The organism is Achromobacter deleyi (genome assembly GCF_902859705.1).
GTDB classification, from domain to species: domain Bacteria; phylum Pseudomonadota; class Gammaproteobacteria; order Burkholderiales; family Burkholderiaceae_B; genus Achromobacter; species Achromobacter deleyi.
In genome coordinates this window covers 39,096-59,395 of the sequence record NZ_CADIJO010000025.1, presented here as the reverse complement: position 1 = coordinate 59,395, position 20,300 = coordinate 39,096, and the positions used below count along the sequence as shown (strand labels likewise).

General features: G+C 66.0%; 13 protein-coding genes and 1 tRNA gene. 6 read left to right on the top strand and 8 right to left on the bottom strand.

Going from position 1 to position 20,300, the window contains the following annotated elements:
* Positions 1-77: 77 nt before the first annotated feature.
* A complete protein-coding gene (locus HV798_RS26005; RefSeq protein ID WP_175190705.1) occupies positions 78-4,544 on the top strand; it encodes an autotransporter domain-containing protein in 4,467 nt (1,488 codons plus the stop codon).
* A gap of 202 nt (positions 4,545-4,746) precedes the next feature.
* Here the strand turns inward: HV798_RS26005 and HV798_RS26000 are convergent.
* The 6 genes from HV798_RS26000 to mnmC all read right to left on the bottom strand — a co-directional run bounded on the left by HV798_RS26000 (position 4,747) and on the right by mnmC (position 12,117).
* Positions 4,747-4,822 (bottom strand) — tRNA-Lys (locus tag HV798_RS26000).
* A gap of 193 nt (positions 4,823-5,015) precedes the next feature.
* Positions 5,016-5,813: a MetQ/NlpA family ABC transporter substrate-binding protein gene (locus tag HV798_RS25995; protein ID WP_175190704.1), complete on the bottom strand. Its 798-nt coding sequence runs from the start codon at positions 5,811-5,813 to the stop codon at positions 5,016-5,018.
* Between the two features lie 62 nt (positions 5,814-5,875).
* Positions 5,876-6,529, bottom strand: coding sequence for a methionine ABC transporter permease (locus HV798_RS25990; protein ID WP_025136656.1), 654 nt, complete (start codon positions 6,527-6,529; stop codon positions 5,876-5,878).
* The gene (locus HV798_RS25985; RefSeq protein WP_025136655.1) at positions 6,486-7,574 is read right to left on the bottom strand and encodes a methionine ABC transporter ATP-binding protein; all 1,089 of its coding nucleotides are present in this window, start codon (positions 7,572-7,574) and stop codon (positions 6,486-6,488) included. Before HV798_RS25985 ends, HV798_RS25990 begins: the two co-directional genes overlap by 44 nt.
* Before the next feature lie 173 nt (positions 7,575-7,747).
* On the bottom strand, positions 7,748-9,973 hold the full coding sequence (locus HV798_RS25980; RefSeq protein ID WP_175190703.1) for a glycoside hydrolase family 31 protein: 2,226 nt from the start codon (positions 9,971-9,973) through the stop codon (positions 7,748-7,750).
* 269 nt (positions 9,974-10,242) lie between these two features.
* Positions 10,243-12,117 (bottom strand): bifunctional tRNA (5-methylaminomethyl-2-thiouridine)(34)-methyltransferase MnmC2/FAD-dependent 5-carboxymethylaminomethyl-2-thiouridine(34) oxidoreductase MnmC1, encoded by a 1,875-nt coding sequence (gene mnmC / locus HV798_RS25975; protein WP_175190702.1) that lies wholly within the window; start codon positions 12,115-12,117, stop codon positions 10,243-10,245.
* A gap of 142 nt (positions 12,118-12,259) precedes the next feature.
* Here mnmC and HV798_RS25970 point away from each other — a divergent pair, with 142 nt between their 5' ends.
* Positions 12,260-13,135, top strand: a complete 876-nt coding sequence (locus HV798_RS25970) for an inositol monophosphatase family protein (protein WP_175190701.1) — start codon at positions 12,260-12,262, stop codon at positions 13,133-13,135.
* Between the two features lie 27 nt (positions 13,136-13,162).
* Here the strand turns inward: HV798_RS25970 and HV798_RS25965 are convergent, their stop codons facing one another.
* Positions 13,163-14,875: an AMP-binding protein gene (locus HV798_RS25965; RefSeq protein ID WP_175190700.1), complete on the bottom strand. Its 1,713-nt coding sequence runs from the start codon at positions 14,873-14,875 to the stop codon at positions 13,163-13,165.
* A 76-nt stretch (positions 14,876-14,951) separates the two neighbouring features.
* On the opposite strand from HV798_RS25965, the gene HV798_RS25960 reads away from it, so the two are divergent.
* Positions 14,952-16,148, top strand: coding sequence for a M20 aminoacylase family protein (locus HV798_RS25960; protein WP_175190699.1), 1,197 nt, complete (start codon positions 14,952-14,954; stop codon positions 16,146-16,148).
* A gap of 10 nt (positions 16,149-16,158) precedes the next feature.
* Here HV798_RS25960 and HV798_RS25955 read toward each other — a convergent pair whose 3' ends face one another.
* Positions 16,159-17,055 (bottom strand): LysR family transcriptional regulator, encoded by an 897-nt coding sequence (locus HV798_RS25955; RefSeq protein WP_175190698.1) that lies wholly within the window; start codon positions 17,053-17,055, stop codon positions 16,159-16,161.
* 147 nt (positions 17,056-17,202) lie between these two features.
* On the opposite strand from HV798_RS25955, the gene HV798_RS25950 reads away from it, so the two are divergent.
* The 3 genes from HV798_RS25950 to mgtE all read left to right on the top strand — a co-directional run bounded on the left by HV798_RS25950 (position 17,203) and on the right by mgtE (position 20,279).
* Entirely contained in the window at positions 17,203-18,288 is a 1,086-nt protein-coding gene (locus tag HV798_RS25950) for a YeiH family protein (RefSeq protein WP_246289169.1), read from the top strand.
* A 97-nt stretch (positions 18,289-18,385) separates the two neighbouring features.
* Positions 18,386-18,796 carry an acyl-CoA thioesterase gene (locus HV798_RS25945; protein WP_025136647.1) on the top strand — a complete coding sequence of 137 codons (411 nt, stop codon included), beginning with the start codon at positions 18,386-18,388 and terminating at the stop codon, positions 18,794-18,796.
* Between the two features lie 10 nt (positions 18,797-18,806).
* On the top strand, positions 18,807-20,279 hold the full coding sequence (mgtE, locus tag HV798_RS25940; protein WP_025136646.1) for a magnesium transporter: 1,473 nt from the start codon (positions 18,807-18,809) through the stop codon (positions 20,277-20,279).
* The last annotated feature ends 21 nt before the right edge of the window (positions 20,280-20,300 follow it).

Sequence of the window (20,300 nt, the reverse complement as noted above, 5' to 3'; positions counted from 1 at the left end):
TTATCTCGGCGCTGATGCGCTTCGGATAATCATCCCGCCAAGCCCAGCCTGAGACAACCGCATACATAAAACCTGACATGAAAATAAGAAATAAGCAGGCCCGGCGCCTGAAACCCCTGGGCGGCGCAACGGGTGCGCTATTGCTGAGTTCCGCCATGGCGCAAGGCACTGTCATCGGTGAAGGCGAAACCCGTTACTTCCCGACGACGCCACTGGATAACGGCACGATCACCATGCAAGGTGGCACGCTGATTTCAGAGTTCACCCAGGCATTGACGCCAGCGCAGAACCTGATTTTCGAAGCCGGCAAGACCAGCACGATAGCCTCGACGCTCGCCCAGACCCTGACGATCGGTAGTGCGCTGAATATTCAGGGCGTTGCCCGGTTCGGCATGGATACCCAGAAGGGTGAGATTGAATTGGCCGCCGGCATTCCGGTCACTGTGGGACCGCAAGCGGAGTTGCGTGTCGAAGGCGGCAAACTGAGGAATGCGGCGGGCAGCACTGCGCTGAGCGCGATTACCAGCCAGGCCGCGACAACTTTCGTGGGCGAGTATGCCACGCTTGATTTCAATAGCTCGCCGGGGTACATCAGGAATCTGCAAAGTTCGACCGTCAGCCCATCCGTCGCCAGCGCGGCGCAACCCCTGACTATCGAAACGGGAAACTATGGCGGTTTTTTCCAAGGGGTCAGCCGTCTGGAAAAAGTGTCTGACGGCACATTGAAGCTGTTCGGCGTCACTGGATACTCGGGCCCGATCCAGATTTCCGCGGGCACCTTGCACATCAGCAATGAAGGTACCTACGGCTCCTACGGCAGCCAAGGCTCGGGCAACATCGTCAACAACGGCTTGCTGGTTTTTGAAAATTTCAGCGGCGGCGTGAACGGCGATATTTCCGGCCCCGGAAATCTGGACGTTACTGGCAACACACTTCTGTCACTGGCGGGAAACAACACCTATACCGGTCGGACAACCATCGGCGAGGGCGCAGAACTCATCATCGCTTCCTCATCAGGGCAGTATTCGATGAACCCTGGTCAGTGGATCAACAATGGCAAGCTGTCTTATCAACGAGATACGGTTACCGTTTTGGAACAGCCCATTTCGGGTACGGGGGAACTGAAGCAGTCTGGCACGGGGCTCCTTATCCTCGCGGCGGACAACACCTATGCCGGAATAACCACGGTCATCGGTAAATTGCAGATCGGCAACGGCGGCGCATCGGGCAGCATCGGGCGTGGCTCTCTTCTCGGGTCATCTCTCAGCATCGTGACACTGAACCGCAGCGACGATTTTGTCATCGACAACGATATTTCGCTGCAGGAAGGCACACTGATCAAGACCGGTGCGGGCAAGTCGACACTGCTGGGCTTGGTCGGCGGCTACAAGATGGGCCTGGATGTCCAGAACGGTACGGTGCAATTCGGAACAGGAGGCACGGAGGGCAAATTCTTCGGCGGGGAAATCTCGCTTGCCCAAGGTGCGCAAGTTGCATTCAATCACTCCGACTACACGGAGCTGTCCGGCAAACTGACGGGACAAGGGCAATTCAATCTGCTCGGCCCGGCTCGCCTGGGCATCAACCTCGACGGTTCCGCCTTTACCGGGCATACCACGGTCACTGGCGGCGAGCTGTTCATGAATCGCAATAGTTCGCTGGGCGGCACGCTCTCGGTCAAGAATGGCGGCCGGCTGCAAGGCTATGGCCAGGTCGGCAACACAGAGATCGAAGCCGGCGGCATGCTCGTGAGCTCCGGCTTCAGCACCTTGCGCGTCAACGGCGACCTGGCGTTGCAGCAGGGCTCGACGTTCCGCTACTACCTCGGCAATCCCGGCCCGGAATCCACGCCAGGAACGTCCGGCACCACCCGAGTCACCGGTAATCTCAGCCTGAACGGCAAGCTGCAGATCCGGGACAACAATATCCCAGCGCTCGGCTATCACCGCCTGTTCACTTATGGCGGCGCCTTGGACGGCGCGGGGCTGACCCTGGACACGATCCCTGCCAACTACACGCGCGGCCAATTCTCCGTCGATACCTCGCGCAGCGGTGTCGTCGACTTGCGCGTGGCCCCGGTGTCGGCCCCCGAGTCGCTCCTGAGCTGGACCGGCGGCTCGGGCACTTGGGATGCCGGCAATCTGCAGTGGAATGTGGATGGCGCGCCCAGTTGGGCCGCGGCCTGGGGCAATCAGCACGCGGTATTCAAGGACACCGCGGGCACGGTGGCCGTGGCGGGCACGCAATCGTTCAAGGGCCTGCAGTTTCTGACCGACGGCTGGCAATTCACCACGCACGCTTCCGGCGGCGTACTACAGACCGCGGACGACGGCAGCGAGCTGCGCGTCCTGACCGGCGCAAGCGCCACCCTGGGCGTGGCGATTCAAGGCGCAGGCGGGCTGAGCAAGACGGGCGGCGGTACGTTGGTGCTGAATCAGGCCAATCGCTATTCCGGCGGCACCCGCCTCATGGATGGGGTACTGAGCGTCGCGCAAGACGTCAACCTGGGCGATCGCATTGGCCCGCTGGCTTTCAATGGCGGCACGCTGCGCATTACCGGCACCGACTATACGCAGACCTCGCGCAACATCATCTGGGAAGCACAGGGCGGCGCCTTCGATATCGCCGCATCCGACAACCGCTTCACGGTTGCCCAGCCGCTCACTGGCGGCGGCGATCTCGTCAAGCTGGGCACGGGTACGCTGGTGCTCGGCGGCAAGAATTCCTACGCCAACACCCATGTGGACGCGGGCACGCTGGTCGGCAATGCGGACTCCATTCGCGGCAACCTGCAAAACCGCGGGGCGGTCGTGTTCGACCAGGCCCAGGATGGCACCTTCGCGGGTTCGGTGTCCGGCAATGGCACCTTGACCAAGAGCGGCGCCGGCATGCTGATGCTGACCGGTGACGGATCGGCATTTACCGGCCACACGCAGGTCGATGCCGGCGTGCTGTCCGTGGGCGTCAAAGGTCAGGGATCGTTGGGCGGCACACTGTCTGTGAGCAATAACGCCGTGCTGCAGGGCACGGGCACGGTGGGCAACACGACCGTGCAGGCGGGCGGCGCGATCGCCCCCGGAAATTCCATCGGTACGCTACGCGTCCAGGGCGACCTGACGCTGGCGCCCGGCTCGGTCTACCGGGTCGAGGCAGACCCCGAGTCCAACAACAGCGATCGCATCGACGTGACCGGCACGGCCAACCTGGCCGGCTCGGTGCTGCACGTGGGACCGGAATCGCGTCTGGCCGGAGAACGGACCTACACCATCCTGACTGCGAACCGCCTGAACGGCCAGTTCGCCTCCTCCTCCTCGTCGTTCGCCTTTGTGGACAGCAGCATCGGGTACGAGCCGCAGGCCGTCACGTTGCGCCTGACCCGGAAAGGCGGAGGCATGCGTTTTGCCGACGCCGCGTACACGAGCAACCAGCGAGCCACGGCCAACGCGCTCGAAAGCCTGGCCGGCGGCAACCCGCTATATCAGTATGTGCTGACCCTGCCCCAAGGCGCGCCCGCCGGCGTGTTCGACCAGTTGTCGGGCGAGACACATGCCAGCATCACGTCCAGCCTGAGCAGCGCCAGCGGAGTCGCCAGGAGCTTGCCGTTCAAGAGCCTGCGCACAAACCTGGATGCCGGTTTGGCCGCTGGCGAACCCGTGGCACAAGACGGCGCGGGCGGTCTGCCGGTGTCCGCCTTGCCAAGCTCCAAGGCGCAGCCGGCCTGGGCGGAAATCGTCGGCAATTGGCAAACCTTCAACGGCAACGACAACACTTCGCGCGTGGATCAGCGGACCGGCGGCGTATTCATCGGCGCCGATCACGCAGTGGGCGCCGGCTGGCGCCTGGGCGGTGCGCTGGGCTATACCGACAGCCGCATCACCGTCGATGCGAAGTCGTCCAAGGCCGACGTGGACAGCTACAGCGCGACGATCTATGGCGGCAAAAGCTTCAAGGCAGGGCCCGGCAACATCAACTGGCTGGCGGGGGCTGGGTATATCTGGCACGACGTCTCCACGACACGGAACGTTGCCGCGGCAGGCCAGCCGGAAAAGCTGACGGCAAATTACGGCGCCAGCACCGCGCAGGTCTTCACCGAGATCGGCTACGCATTGCCCGTCACCGACCGCCTGCAACTCGAGCCTTTCAGCGGCGTGGCCTGGTCCAATACGCGTACCCGCGGGTTCCAGGAAACGGGTGGCATCGCGGCGCTGCAAGGGCAAAGCGCCAGCAATACGCTGACGACCACGACCCTGGGCCTACGCGGCAAGACCGCCTTCTCGGCCGGCAAGACAGAAGCCGTGCTGCGCGCCTCGGCGGGATGGCGCCATGCGTTCGGCGACGTCGAACCGGGCACGCGCCTGGCCTTCGACGGCAGTCAGCCGTTCAGTGTGACCGGCGCGCCGATCGCACGCAACGCGGCATTCACCGAACTGGGCGTGGATCTGGCGATATCGCAGTCGGCGGTCATTGGCATCACGTACAGCGGCCAATATGGCGGCGGCAACCGTGAAAATGCGGGCACGATCGGCGTCACCTGGCGTTATTGACGTCACGCGATAAACCCCACAAGCAGGATCACCGCCGCGCAATGATTGTGCGCGGCGGGCATCGGCGATGTGCCCCGGGGGCCGCCCCCTTCGGGGCACACACTTTCAGCCCCACACCTCCGGGCAATACAGACGAAAAAAAAGCACCGCGATCACTCGCAGGTGCTTGATTCTCTTACCGCCTTCGTGAAAAAGCGGGGGGTGGTGGGCTGAGCGAGACTCGAACTCGCGACCAACGGATTAAAAGTCCGCTGCTCTACCGACTGAGCTATCAGCCCGACCGAAGCCAGAAATTATGGCGGATTTCACGGGCTTTGTCAAAAAATAGAGACACGACCGACTCGACGCCGCAACATTCCATCTCCACCGGCCCGGCAGGTCAGTGCTCGCTCACTGTGGCGCTCTGCCGGCCATCCCCATGAAAAACGGCCGCTCGCGCGGCCGTTCTGGTACCGAGGCGACGCTTCTGGCTTACCAGGCGGCCACCACGGCGCCCTTGAACTTGGTCTCGATGAACTGCTTCACGGCCGGGCTGTGATAGATGCTGACCAGCTTGGCGAACTCGGGACGGTCCTTGTCCTTTTCACGCACGACCAGCACGTTGGCGTACGGCGAATCCGGCGATTCCTGGGCGATCGCATCCTTGGCGGGGTTCAGGCCGGCTTCCAGCGCGAAGTTGGTGTTCACGGCCGACGCGTCGGTGTCGTCCAGCGAACGCGGCAGCTGGGCGGCGTCCAGTTCAATGAAGCGCAGCTTCTTGGGGTTCTCGATCACGTCGATCGGGGTCGCCTTCAGGCCGGCTTCCGGACGCAGCTTGATCAGGCCGTTGGCCTGCAGCAGCAGCAAGGCGCGGCCGCCGTTGGTCGGGTCGTTCGGCAGCGCAATGCGGGCGCCGTCCTTCAGTTCGGCCAGCGACTTGATCTTCTTGCTGTAGATGCCGATCGGGAAGATCACGGTCTTGGCGATGCTGACCAGCTTGTAGCCGCGGTCGGCGTTGGCGTTGTCCAGGTAGGGCTGGTGCTGGTAGCTGTTCACATCCAGGTCGCCCGAAGCCAGCGCAACGTTGGGCTGCACGTAGTCGGTGAACTCGATCACCTGGATGTTCAGGCCCTGCTTGGCGGCTTCCTGCTTGACCACGTCGAAGATCTGGGCGTGCGGGCCGGCGGTGACACCCACCTTCAGCGGCTTGTCCTGGGCCAGCGCGGGCTGGGCGAATACGGCGGCGCCGAGGGCGAACGCGGCCAGCGACTTCAAAACCTTGATGCTCATGTTGCGGATATCCCGAATGTCGGAAGTAGAGGAAGAACGAAAAGAAGAATGGCCGGCGATGCTCAGCGGTGCGAAATGCGGCGCACGTAGCGGTCGCCCAGGCTTTGGATCAACTGCACCAGCACGATCAGCACGATGACCACGGCCGCCATGACGTCGGACTGGAAACGTTGGTAGCCGTAGCGGATGGCCAGGTCGCCCAGGCCGCCGCCGCCGATGGCGCCGGCCATGGCCGAATAGCCGATCAGGCTGACCACGGTGACGATGGTGGCGGCGATCAGGCCGGGCAGCGCCTCGGGCAGGAGCACCTTCATGATGATCTGCATCGGCGATGCGCCCATGGCGCGCGCCGCGGTGATCAGGCCCGGGTCGACTTCACGCATCGCGTTCTCGGCGATGCGCGCCATGAACGGAATCGCGGCCACCGACAACGGCACGATGGCGGCGGTGGTGCCGATGGACGTCTGGGCCACCAGGCGCGTGAACGGAATGATGGCGACCATCAGGATCACGAACGGCACCGAACGCGTGGCGTTGATGACCGCGCCCAGGGCGTGGTTCACCGGCTGGTTCTCCAGCATGCTGCCGCGCGCGGTGACGGTCAGGATCACACCCAGCGGAATGCCGACCAGCACCGCAATGGCGCTGGCCACACCCACCATCAGCAGGGTATCAAGCAGCGACGTAATAAGCAGGTCGATCAGTTGCGGGCTCATGAGCAATTTCTTCAACGGTAATGTCACGGGCGGTCAACGCGGCAATCGCGTCCTTGACCGCGGCGGGGGTGCCTTGCGCCAGCACGAACATCGTGCCCACGGCTACGCCCTGGATGTCTTCGACACGCGCCTGCACCAGGCCGACGTCCAGCGAATACTGCGTGGACAGGTCGGACAGGAACGAGCCCGACGCGTCGGTGCCGGTCAAGGACAGGCGCAACAGGCGCACGGCCTGGCCAGGCTTGGCCGCGGCCAGCGTCTCGATGCGCTGCTTCACGGCGGCCAGCGTGGCGTCGGTCAGGTCCGACGCGGTGGCCGCCGACACCATGGCGCGGGTCACTTCGTGGCGCGGCTGCGCGAACACTTCGCGCGTGCTGCCCATTTCAACCACTTCGCCTTGCGACAGCACGGCCACGCGGTCGCAGACCTCGCGCACCACTTCCATCTGGTGCGTGATCATCACCACGGTCACGCCGGTCTTGCGGTTGATGTCGCGCAGCAATGCCAGAATGTTGTGCGTGGTTTCGGGGTCCAGCGCGGACGTGGCCTCGTCGCTCAGCAGCACATCCGGGTTGTTGGCCAAGGCGCGGGCGATACCCACGCGCTGCTTTTGCCCGCCGCTGATCTGGCTGGGATAGCGGTCGCGCAGATGCTCCAGGCCCACCAGGGCCAGCAGGCGCTCGACGCGCGCGGGAATTTCATTTCTGGCCACGCCGGCGATTTCCAGCGGCAGCGCCACGTTGCCGTACACCGTGCGGCGCGACAGCAGGTTGAAGCCCTGGAACACCATGCCGATGCGGCGGCGCTGGGCGCGCAGTTGCGCTTCATTCAGGCCGGTCAGTTGCTGGCCGCCGATGGCAATGGTGCCTTCGTTGGGGCGCTCGAGCAGGTTGATGCACTGGACCAGCGTGCTTTTACCGGCCCCGCTGGGGCCGATGATGCCGAAGACCTCGCCCTGCTGGATGTGCAGGTTGATGCCCCGCAGCGCCTGGAACTGGCCATGCGGCGTGGCGTAGGTCTTGGATAGGTTCTCGATCTGGATCATGGCAAGCGATTTTGTATCTTTTCTCTTCTAAAGAGAACGACCGTTTTTTCCATTTTTAATAACTAACAGTAATATAGAATGCGTCCGCACAAAGACGTAAAGGGCAGCCTGGAAGGAAAGCCTTCCTGACTGCCCTTTTGTTCGGGGGTGGCCGGTAGCCGGCCCCTCCGGGATCAGCGAGCGCGCGAGATACGCACTTCAGCGCCGCGGCGCTTGACCTCCAGCCCCTCGGACGGCGAAATGCGCAAGCCTTCCAGGCCCTTGATGTAGCTGGAGCCTTGCATCTGCATGACGCGGATCTTGTTGCGCATGACCACCGGGTTGTGCACCGGCATGCCGAACATCCAGACTTCGTCCAGGATGCGCGCCGAATTGAACTCGCCCGTGTGCTGCGCGGCGGGTCCCAGACAGAGCATGTGCCCTTCGCGGCCGAATACCGGGAACTGGCCCAGGTCGCAGTCGATGGTCCAGGTGGTGCCGCCCTCGTAGCGATGGCCCGTGTTCAGGTCCCACCAGGCGTCGCCCTTGGGCAGGTACACCCGCACCTGCTTGCCCGGCTCGGTGATCGGCGCCACCAGCAGGGCCGGGCCCAGCAGGTATTGCAGATCCCATTCGTGGGCATGCGGGTCGTTCGGGAACGACAGCGCCATGGACCGCTGCACCGGCAAGCCGGTGCGTGCGGCGTCTTCGATGGCGCCCAGCACATAGGGCACCAGGCGATAGCGCCATTGCATCCAGGTCTTGACCTGGGCCAGGGTCTCGTCGCCGAAGTCCCAAGGCATCAGGCCGGCTACGCCCTGGAAGGAGAAGTTCGCCGAGAACACGCCGGCGGTCAGCCAACGCAGGTACAGCTCGGGCGTCATGCCGGCGGCGCTGCGCGCGGCCGTGCCGATGCCGTGCACCTGCACGGGCAGGCCCGAGGCGCCGATGGACAGGGCCGTGCGCAACGTGTGGCGCAGGCCATCCCAGGTGTTGTCGACCTGCGGCCCCACCTGCCACGGCAGGCGCTGCGCCGCCGGGAACAGGTCGGTGCTGGGCACCACGCCTTCGGGCGGCACCTTCAGGCCGGCAACCGCATCGAACAGCGCGCGGCGCACCAGCAGCGGATACATGCTGCGCAGTGCGGGGCCGGTTTCGCCGTTGCGGGCATTGACGCCGTCGGGAATGGCGATCTGGGCATCGCACGCGGGCGCGTCCAGGCCGTCTTCGATCAGTTGGCGATGGCGCTCGACCCACAGGTTGTAGATGTCGCGGTAGGTCAGGTCCAGCAGGCCATAAGGCTGGCCCGAGGTGGCGGCGTTGCCGTCGAACACCTGCGCCGAGCCGTCGTCCTTGGTCAGGAGCCAGCCGCGGTCTTCGAGTTCCTCGAACAGCGGGCTGGTCTTGATCACGCCCGGAAAGCCCGAGGCGGCGACATGCACGTTGTGCTTGTGGAACAGCGCCAGCATCTGCTTGGCGTCCGGGAAGCGCTGGGCATCCCATTCGAACACGGCCTTGTCGGACTGAAAGCCCCAGGCCGCCGGCTGCGCCAGCGTGACGGCGTCGACCGGGATCTGGTTTTCGCGCATGCGCGCCACCAGCGCCACGGTCTGCGTCGGCATTTCGCCGCTGGCCTGCTGCAGCCACGCACCCATTGCCCACAGCACCGGCTGGCCGGCGCGGCCAGTCAGGGCGGTGTACTGGTTCAGAATTTCGGCGGGCTCGCCGGCAAACAGGAAGACGTCGAGCACGGCATCGTCGACACTGACGATGTAGGCCGAATCGGCCGGCGCGGCGCCCACCGAGTGCTGTACCCGGCGCATCGCGTTGACGTACACGCCCCAGCCTCGCGGGCTCCATGCCAACGGCAAGGCGCGATGCTCGGGATCGTCGGAAACGACGGATTCGTCGCGACGGTTCAGGTCGCCCGGGGTTTCGCCCAAGCCGTAGACGCGCTCGTCCGGCAGCAGGGAGAACCCCGCCGTCCAGGAGGCATCGTCGGCCTGGTCCAGCGCGTTGTGCCCGAATGCGGGCGTATGCGCGGAAACCTCGGACTCGAACACCCGCGCATCATTGCGGTACAACGCAATCCGCACGGGGTTGGATTGGATCTCCAGGGCAACATCGCCCTGGGTGATGCGCCAACCGTCCCCGCCTTCGCGTGGCGCGATGGCGGCCTCGCCCACGGCCTCTTGGCGCGCGAGCAGCATTTCAGCCACGGCGCGCGCACGCGCGCCGGGCTTGTCATCGGTAAGGTGGTTCGCCTCGCCGCAGCGCAGGCGAAAAACACCAGGCGCATGCGCCTCGACTACCAGGTGCAACCCATCGCCCGCGTCGAAATCGATGCGACTGGGGCGGGACGTCAGCAGCTCGATGTTGTCGAGCTGGGTAGTATGGGCAAAGTCGAACTTGGGCGGCACAGAGCATCCCCCGGCTTAAGCCAAAAACCATCAAAAGACGCTATTTTGACGGATTTGAGCTTTGAAATAAACTCGGTCCCTCTTTTGGACAGCGATATCATCCAAAAAAGGGGGCACAAAGCCCCCGCCAACGCTTGCCCGGCCAACCGCCGGTGCGCCGCCGGAACGCCAACTTTGAGCCCAAAGCGGGCTATTTGGCGCCAAATCCTGGCATTTCCCGCAATTCTACGCCACCTCGCCCGGCTCCCCCCGGGGCTCTGAAGTTTTTTTCAGCGCGGCAAAATAAGTTGGGCCAGATCGGTTTCAAGCGGTGACGGTTCGCCGCAAAGGCGCGCGGCGATCAGGTCGCCCATCAGTGCCGACCACGACAGCCCGCGTGACGCGTAGCCCGCGGCCAGCCACAGGCCTGGCGCATGCGCCAACGGCCCCACGGCGGGCAGCCGCCCCGGCAGCACCGCGCGCCATCCCGCCCAACCGGGCAGACTGCCCGGCACCAGGGCGTCGAATCCCGGAAATGCGCAGCCCAGCAAGCCCGCCGCCTTGTCCAGCGTGACTCGCTGGCCCTCGGCCCCGATGTTCGCCTGGGTCGCGCCATGCACATAAGTACTGCCCACCACGCAACCGGCCCCGGTGTCGGGCAGCAGATAACCTTCGCCCCCCACCACGCAGCGCGGGCCGCCCGCCAAGGCCGCAGCCGGCACCAGGGTCACTTCGCCGGCCAGCGCATGCATCTGAGCCACTCGCGGCAGGGGCGCCAGCAAGCCGCTGGCCTCCAATACCGCCTGCGCGCCGAAGGCATTGGCCAGGATGACGGTGTCGGCCTGCGCCAATTCGTGGCCAGCCGCGTCCAGGGCACGCCAGCCCGTCCCCTCGGCCACCACCCGCGCCACCGCACCCGGCACGACCTGTACCCCGGGCGTGGCCAGCAACGCGGGAATCAACTTGTCGGGCTGCACCAGCATGCCCTGGCCGAAAAACACGCCGCCTCGCGCCAGCGGCAGACCCGCCAAGGCGCTGGCTTCGTCGCGGCTGACTTCGCGGACCCAATCCTGGGGAAAGGCCAGGGTTGCCAACGTGCCGGCCAGTGCGGCCGCCCGCCCCTCGTCGCGTTCCAGCTGCACGGTGCCGCAGACGGTCGGCGCCGCGCCGACAGGCAAGCCTGCCCAACGCGCCAACGCCCGCGCACTGCCTGCGCGCGACAAGCGCGCCCGCGCGTTGTCATCCCGCGCCAGCACAGGCGTCAATGCCGCTGCGGCATGGCCTGCATGGGCGGCCGTACCGTGCGCCAGCGCGGCGTCCAGCACCGTCACGCGCCACCCGCGCAGCGCCAGGGACTGCGCCATTCCCGACCCGGCCAGCCCCGCGCCGACCACCACGGCATGGCGCTGGGCATCGGCCACGGCCGGTGTGCTCACCGCGACGCCCGGCGCCGCCACCGCCCCCACCGTCATGTGCCACTTGCCGCCATAACCCGGCGCCCGGCGCACCTCGAAACCCGCATCCTGCAAGGCCTGCCGCAACTCGCCGGTACATGCCCAGGTCGCCACGGTGGCGTCGGCCGCGGCCAGGCGCGCCAGCGCCTTCAAGAGCGGCGCCTGCCACATATGCGGATTGCGTTCGGGCGCAAAGCCGTCCAGGAAGTAAGCATCCACCCTGGCCGACAAACGTGGCGCCAGCGTCTGCGCATCGCCGAAACCCAGGGTCAGCGTCACTGCGCCGCCCTCGAATTCCAACCGATGCAAGCCGGGCAGCAACGCCGGCCATTGCGCGGCCAATTGCCCGCCCAGCGACGCCAGCGAATCGGGCGCGTGCCGCGCCAGCAACGCCGCAAGGTCCTCACGCCCGAACGGATGCGCTTCCAGCGACACCACGTGCAGGGTCCGTGAGCGCTGCGGATCGTCACGCCACGCGCGCCATAGCGCCAGGAAATTCAGCCCCAGGCCAAAGCCGGTCTCGCAGACCGTGAAGGCGTCGCGCCCACGCCAGCGTTCAGGCAGGCCATTGCCACGCAGAAACACATGTTCCGCCTGCCCCAGCGCCCCCGACGGCGAGTGGTAGACGTCGCCATAGACCGGACTGAAAAGACGGCCTTGCGCATCGAATTCAGCGACGGCGGGGGTCAGGGGAACATAGGACGAGGACATGGAAAGCGGCGAATTGGACGACTATCAGACAGAAAGGATTATCGGACGACACGATGGCCGGCGTTGGATGGACGCCACGCACCAAGCGCCTTTTGCGGCCGTGGCCACGAATTTGACGCATACCTGGGCTTACACTCGATTCATGGAAACCTATGATCCGCCCCGCTCGCTGGCTTCTCCCATAGACCTGTGCGCCGCGATCGACGCTGCGGTCACGGCGGCGCATGCCGGAGCAGCCATCCTGCAATCCTACGCGCATCATCGCGCCGATCTCGTGATCGACCGCAAAGCGCGCAACGATCTCGTGTCGCAGGCCGACCGCGAAGCCGAGGCCGTCATTATCCAGGAGCTGCAGACCCGCACGCCCAAATTCGGCATCGTCGCCGAGGAAACCGGCGGCCAGGCCCAAGGCGCCGCCACCTGGTACATCGATCCGCTGGACGGCACCACCAATTTCCTGCACGACATCCCCCACTATGCGGTCTCGATCGCCCTGATCGCGCATGCCGGCGCCGCGGTCTCCGCCAACGAGCGCCTGCAAGCCGATACGCCGGTCGTCGGCGTGGTCTACGACCCCTGCCGCGAAGAACTCTTCACCGCCGTGTACGGCCTGGGCGCCTGGCTCAACGGCCGCCGCATCTCGTGCTCGCGCACCCGCACGCTCGAAGACTCGGTGCTGGCCACCGGCTTTCCGTTCCGCGATTTCTCTTTCGCCAGCCAATACATGCCGATGCTGCATGACGCCATCAACCGTGCGCGCGGCGTGCGGCGCATGGGCGCGGCCGCGCTGGACCTGGCCTGGACGGCCTGCGGCCGCTATGACGGCTATTGGGAAATGGGGCTAGCCCCCTGGGATGTGGCCGCGGGGACGCTGATCGTGCGCGAAGCGGGCGGCGCCTGCAGCGACATGCATCGCACCGATTCCTGGCCCATCGGCGGACGCGTGGTGGCGGGCAACCGCGACATCGAACGCGCCCTGCACGACATGATCGCCCCCCACCTGGACCAGCCGGGCTGACGCCCGGCCGTCCCGCATCACGCCTGATCAGGCCGTCTGGCCCTGCGGCGCCGCGGCGTTGGCCTCGGCGCCAGCATCCGGGCGCAATTCACGCCGCAGGATCTTGCCGACGTTGCTCTTGGGCAGTTCATCACGGAACTCGACGAAGCGCGGCCGCTTGTAGCCGGTCAGCTTGTCCTTGCACCATGCCTGCACCTGCGCTTCGGTCAGCGCCGGGTCTTTCTTCACGACGAACACCTTGACGGCCTCGCCCGAATGCTCGTCCGGCACGCCGATGGCCGCGCATTCCAGCACGCCGGGCATCTGCGCCACCGCCGCTTCCACCTCGTTCGGATAGACCTTGAAGCCGGACACCGTGATCATGTCCTTCTTGCGGTCGACGATGCGCGTGTAGCCCTTGTCGTCCATGATGCCGATATCGCCGGTGCGGAAGAATCCGTCGGCCGTCATGGCGTGGCGAGTTTCGTCCGGCTTTTGCCAATAACCCAGCATGACCTGCGGCCCGCGGATGGCCACCTCGCCCCGCTCGCCGAGCGGCACCTCGTGGCCGGCATCGTCAAGAATCGCGACCTCGGTGGACGGCAACGGCAGGCCGATGGACCCCGAATACGCGGTGGCGTTGGTCGGGTTGACCGTGGCCACCGGCGACGTCTCGGACAACCCATAGCCTTCGACCAGCGGCCGCCCGGTGATCTTGAGCCAGCGCTCGGCCACCGCCTGCTGCACGGCCATGCCGCCGCCCAGGGTCAGCCGCAAGCCGGAAAAATCCAGCTTGGCGAAGTCGTCGTTGTGGGCCAGCGCGTTGAACAGCGTATTGACGCCGGGGAACACATTGATGGGCGTCTTGCGCCATGCCCCGATCAGCGAAGGCTGGTCGCGCGGGTTGATGATCAGCACGTTGCGCATGCCCGCATGCAGGCCATACAGGCCGCAGACCGTCATGGCGAACACGTGGTACAGCGGCAAGGCGCTGAGAATGGTGATCTGCTGGCCCGCCATGTCGTGCAGCGCGGGGCTGGCCACGGCTTCCATCTGCATCACATTGGCGGTCAGGTTGCGGTGCGACAGCATCGCGCCCTTGGGCACGCCGGTGGTGCCCCCGGTGTATTGCAGCACCGCCAGGTCATCCATCGAAATGGCCGGCGCGGCGAACGGCAGGCGCGCGCCCTGGGCCAGCACCTGCGGCAGCATCAACGCGCCGTCGATGCGCCAGGCGGGCACCAGCTTCTTGATATAGCGGGCCGCCAGATTGACCAGCGGCGCCTTCAACCCGCCGAGCAAGTCGCCCGGGCCCGTCACCACAATATGCTTGAGCGCACCGCGGTCGGACACGCTTTGCAGCGTGTGCGCGAAATTCTCGAGAATGACGATGACGGACGCGCCGCTGTCCTGCAACTGGCGCTGCAGTTCGTCGGCGGTGTAGAGCGGGTTGACGTTGACCACCGCATGGCCGGCCCGCAGCGTGCCGAGCATGGCGACCAGGTAGGCCGGCACATTGGGCATCATCAGCGCGACCCGCGAGCCCTTGGGCAACCCCAGGCTTTGCAGCCAGCCGGCGAACGCCCGGGCATGTGCATCCAGCTGCGCATAGGTGATGTCGCTGCCCATGGCGGTCAGGGCGGTGCGGGACGAATACTGCTTGCAGGCGCGGTCCAGCAGGTCGGTCAGCGAGGTGTAGCCGTCGGTGGAGATATCGGCGGGAACCCCTTGCGGGTAATGGGCAAGCCACGGGCGGGTCATGGTGTTTGTCTCCATTAAATTGGCTTTTGATTGATGATAACCTTGTTGCGTTCCCAAATTCCGCTTGATCCCTCCCATGAAACTGCTCGAACCCATCGTCGCGTGGCACCACGACATCTCCCAGATCCGACGCGACATCCACGCACATCCCGAACTGGCTTTCGAGGAATTCCGCACGGCGGACGTGGTGGCGGCCAAGCTTGAAGAATGGGGCATCGAGATCCATCGCGGCCTGGGCGGCACAGGCGTGGTCGGCATCATCCGCGGCAACCAGCCGGGCGAACGCGCCGTCGGCCTGCGCGCCGACATGGACGCCCTGCCCATGCAGGAAGCCAACACCTTCGACCACGCCAGCAAGCACGAAGGCAAGATGCACGCCTGCGGCCACGACGGCCACACGGCCATGCTGCTGGCCGCCGCGCGCTACCTGTCGCAGCACCGCGACTTCGCCGGCACCGTCTACGTCATCTTCCAGCCCGCCGAAGAAGGCGGCGGCGGCGCCAAGCGCATGATCGACGACGGCCTGTTCACCCGCTTCCCCATGGAAGCCGTGTTCGGCATGCACAACTGGCCCGGCATGAAGCCCGGCCAGTTCGGCGTCACCGCCGGCCCCATCATGGCGTCCAGCAACGAATTCTCGATCGTGGTCAAGGGCAAGGGCACGCACGCCGGCATGCCCAACCTGGGCATCGATCCGGTCATGGCCGCCGTGCAACTGGCGCAGTCGCTGCAGACCATCATCACGCGCAACCGCAACCCGCTGGATGCCGCCGTGCTGAGCATCACGCAGATCCACGCGGGCAGCGCCGACAACGTCGTGCCCAACCACGCCGAACTGCGCGGCACCGTGCGCACCTTCACGCTGGACGTGCTGGACCTGATCGAACGCCGTATGGAAGAAATCGCGCGCCACACCTGCGCGGCCATGGATTGCGAAGTGCAGTTCACCTTCCAGCGCAACTACCCGCCCACCATCAACCACCCCGACGAAGCCGCCTTCTGTGCCGACGTCATGCGCGATATCGTCGGCGACGACATGGTCAATGACCACGTCCAGCCCACCATGGGCGCCGAAGACTTCGCCTTCATGCTGCAGGAACTGCCGGGCGCCTACGTCTGGATCGGCAACGGCACGGGCGACCACCGCGCCGCCGGCCACGGCCTGGGTCCCTGCATGCTGCACAACGGCAGCTACGACTTCAACGACGACCTGCTGCCGCTGGGCGGCACCTACTGGGTGCAACTGGCGCTCAAGCGCCTGGCCAAGGCCTGATCATCCAGGCCTAGATCACGGCCTGCCCCGCCCCCACCGCCAGGCACATCGCCAGGAAGCGCTGGGCGGCGCGGGCCGCCGCATCGGCATGCGGCACCAGGATGCTCAAGGTGCGCGTCAGCGGCCGGGGCAGCAGCCGCAAGGCCGCCAGCGCGCCATCTTCATGCCGCATCGACATCGCCGACACGAAGCCCACCCCCAGGCCGGCGCGCACGGCCTGCTTCACCCCTTCCACCCCTGCCAATTCCAGCCCGATCGACGGCGCCAGCCCGGCATCGGCAAACGCGCGTTCCACCAGCCGCCGCACCCCTGAACCCGGTTCGCGCATCACCAGCGCCGATGCCGCCAGGTCGCGCAGCGTCACCGCCCCCTTGCCCGCCAGGGCATGGTCGGCCCGCACGATCGCCACCACTTCGTCCTGCCGCCAGGCGTGCACGGCCGTGTCGGCGGGCAGGCCGGCTGGGACATCGCCTTCGATGAAGGCCAGGTCCAACGCCGGCAGGCGCTCGACGATTTCGCGGGTATTGCCGTCGGACAGGTGCAGGCTGACCGCCGGAAAGGCATGGCGGAAGTCGGCCACCAGCGCCGGCAGCAGATAGCTGGCCGGCGTGGTGCTGGCCCCCAGGCGCAACGCGCCCGTTTCCAGCCCGCGCCAGGATTCGCGCACGGCCTGCGCCTGCCGGTACACCTGGCGCAACTGGCGCGCCTGCTCGGCCAGACGCTCACCCGCTTCGGTCAGCGCAATGCCGTGGCCGCTGCGGCGGTACAGCGGCTCGCCGAACCACTCCTGCAAGGCCCGCAGCTGGCCGGACACCGCGGGCTGCGACAGATGCAGCGCCAGCGCGGCGCGACTGATATTGCCGGCATCGGCAACGGCGGCAAAGGTAAGCAGTTGGTCTGGGGTCATGACGAAGCCCGATCGATGGGCACCTGGCGGTTGCTCCGAATAAATATCGGAATTTCTGATATTACATATTCAAAATAAAGATTTTTCAAATAACAGGCCGGAAATTAATATTTCGTCTAGTTATTTAGATATGCCCAAAGGCCCGCCATGAGCTCCGCCACCAGCGCCACCGCCCCTCTCTCTTCCTCCCCCCCGGCCGCCGCCCCCGCGGCCACCGCCACCCCCTGGCGCGACAAGCTCAATGGCGTGCTGTTCGTCGGACTCATGGCCGCCGCGGTCATGCAGCTGGCCGACCTGCCCGCCATCCGCCAGCTGGGTTTCTCGCCGCTGGTCGTCGGCATTGTCTGCGGCATGCTGTACGGCAACTTCCTGCGCGGCACCATGCCGGTCGACTGGGGCGTGGGCGTCAACTTCACCGCGCGCCGCCTGCTGCGCATCGCCGTGGCCTTCTATGGCCTGAACATCAGCATCCAGCAGATCGCCGCCGTGGGCCTGCCCGGCCTGGCCGTATCGGTGGCGGTGGTGGTGGGCACGCTGCTGATCGGCACCCTGGTGGGCCAGCGCCTGTTGGGCCTGGACCGCGACACCGCCATGCTGACCGCCGCCGGCAGCGCCATCTGCGGCGCGGCCGCCGTACTGGCCTTCGAACCCACCTTGCGCGCCGCCCCGCACAAAAGCGCCGTAGCCGTGGCCACCGTGGTGCTGTTCGGCACCCTGTCCATGTTCCTGTACCCGGTGCTGTACCACGCCGGCTGGCTTCAATTCGACACCCAGGCCCTGGGCATCTATATCGGCGGCACCATCCACGAAGTGGCCCAGGTCGTCGGCGCGGCCAGCAACATCGACCCGGCCACCACCGAAGTCGCCACCATCGTCAAGATGACCCGAGTTGCCCTGCTCGTGCCGGTGCTGCTGGTGCTGGGCCTGTACCTGCGCAGCGCCGCCAGCCACGCCGGCGGCCAGGCCAAGGGCGCCAAGCTGCCCATCCCCTGGTTCGCGGTCGGCTTCCTGGTCCTGGCCATCATCAACTCGCTCAACATCATCCCGGCCGACGCTGTCGCCGCCATTCGCCGCCTGGATGTCTTCGCCCTGACCATGGCCATGACCGCGCTGGGCATCGAAACCCGCTTCGCCCAGATCCGCAAGGCCGGTCCCCGCGTGATGGCGCTGGGCCTGATCCTCTACGCCTGGTTGCTGGTGGGCGGCTACGGCATCGTCAAGCTGGCTTCGTGATCCTGCGATAAACCGCTGCGGCAGGCCCCCGGCACGCGCCCGGGGGCCATGTTTTTCCTGCATAATCGGCTGGTTGCCTTGCATTGGAGCCGGCCGCATGACCTCCAGCACCAAAACCCCCTTCACGACTTTGCCCGCCGATCGCGACGCGGTATTGCGCGTCATGCCGATGCCGGCGGACGCCAATATCCACGGGGACGTTTTCGGCGGCTGGATCATGTCCCAGGTGGACATCGCGGGGTCCATCCCCGCCGCCCGCCGTGCGGCGGGCCGGGTGGCCACCGTCGCCGTCAACGCCTTCCAGTTCAAGCAGCCCGTTTTCGTGGGCGACCTGCTCAGTTTCTACGCCGCGGTCGTCAAGACCGGCAAGACCTCCGTCACCGTGTCCGTCGAGGTCTATGCCGAACGCCAGCGGCTGGACGCCGAAGTCGTCAAGGTCACCGAAGCCACGCTGACCTACGTGGCCACCGACGAAGCGCGGCGCAGCCGCCCCCTCCCTATTCTTTGAGCCGTAACGCATGACGCAGTCCGCCGCCGCGCAGAAACCGCCTGCGACGCCCCGTCGCCTCGACCCGGAAGACGCGCAACACGCCCTGGCGGAAGTCCAGGAACGCCTGCGCCGCCAGCAGCTGGTCGCCGATCTGGTCCATCGCCAGGAAGAAGGCGATGCCAAGGCCACCCTGGTCGAAGACCTGGTGCATCGACAGCACGAAGCCGAACTCAAGACCCTGCTCGACGGCCTGCACCCGGCGGACATCGCCTTCATCCTGGAATCGCTGCCCAAGGACGAACGCCAGGCCATCTGGAAGCTGGTCAGCCCCGAGCACGACGCGGACGTGCTGCTCGAGGTCGAAGACTGGGTGCGCGAATCGCTGATCGAAGCGATGGACCGCCAGGACCTGGTGGCCGCCACCGGCAACATGGACGCCGACGAGCTGGCCGACCTGGCGCCCGACCTGCCGCCGGACGTCGTCGCCGAAGTCCAGAAGGGCCTGACCGAAGAAGAGCGCGCACAGCTGCTGGAAGCCATGGGCTATCCGGAAGACAGCGTCGGCGCCATCATGGACTTCGAAATGGTCCGCGTGCGCGAAGACGTCACGCTGGAAGTCGTGCTGCGCTACCTGCGCCGCCTGCACGAACTGCCCGACCACACCGACCAGATCTTCGTGGTCGACCGGCAAGACAAACTGCAAGGCATCCTGCCCCTGTCTCGCCTGTTGGTCAGCGAACCTGAAACCGAAGTGCGCGCCGTCATGAATTCGGACTTCCTGGCGCTCAACCCGCTCGATTCCGACGCCGACGCGGCCGGCGCCTTCGAACGCTACGACCTGGTGTCCGCCCCCGTCATGGACGACCAGGGCCGCCTCATCGGCCGCGTCACCATTGCCGACGTCGTCGACGTGATGCGCGAAGACTCCCAGGAACAAGCCCTGTCGCGCGCCGGTCTGCAAGAAGAAGACATCTTCGCCCCCGTCAGCACCGCGCTGCGCAACCGTGCGCCCTGGCTGCTGTTCAACCTCTGTACCGCAGCCACGGCGTCGTTCGTGGCGTCGCAATTCGAAGGCACGGTCAGCCAGATCGTGATCCTGGCGTTCCTGATGTCCATCGTCGCCGGCATCGGCGGCAACTCGGGCAACCAGACCATGACGCTGATCATCCGTGCCCTGGCCATGGGCCGCATCACGGGCCGCAACCTGTGGCAACTGGTCAAGCGCGAACTCTTCGTCACCCTGATGGTGGGCCTGTGCGGCAGCGTGGTCGCCGCCCTGTTCGCCTGGGCCATTTCGCATTCGCTGTCGATCGCCCTGGTCATGATGGCCGCCATGATCTGCAACATGCTGGTCGGCGCGTCCGTCGGCGTGCTGGTGCCCATGCTGCGGGCCCGCTTCGGCAAGGATCCCGCCATGGGCTCGTCGGTGCTGCTCACCTTCGCCACCGACTCGCTGGGCTTTTTCATCTTCCTGGGGCTGGCCACCATATTCCTGCTGTAGCGCGTCCGCAACGGACGTGCG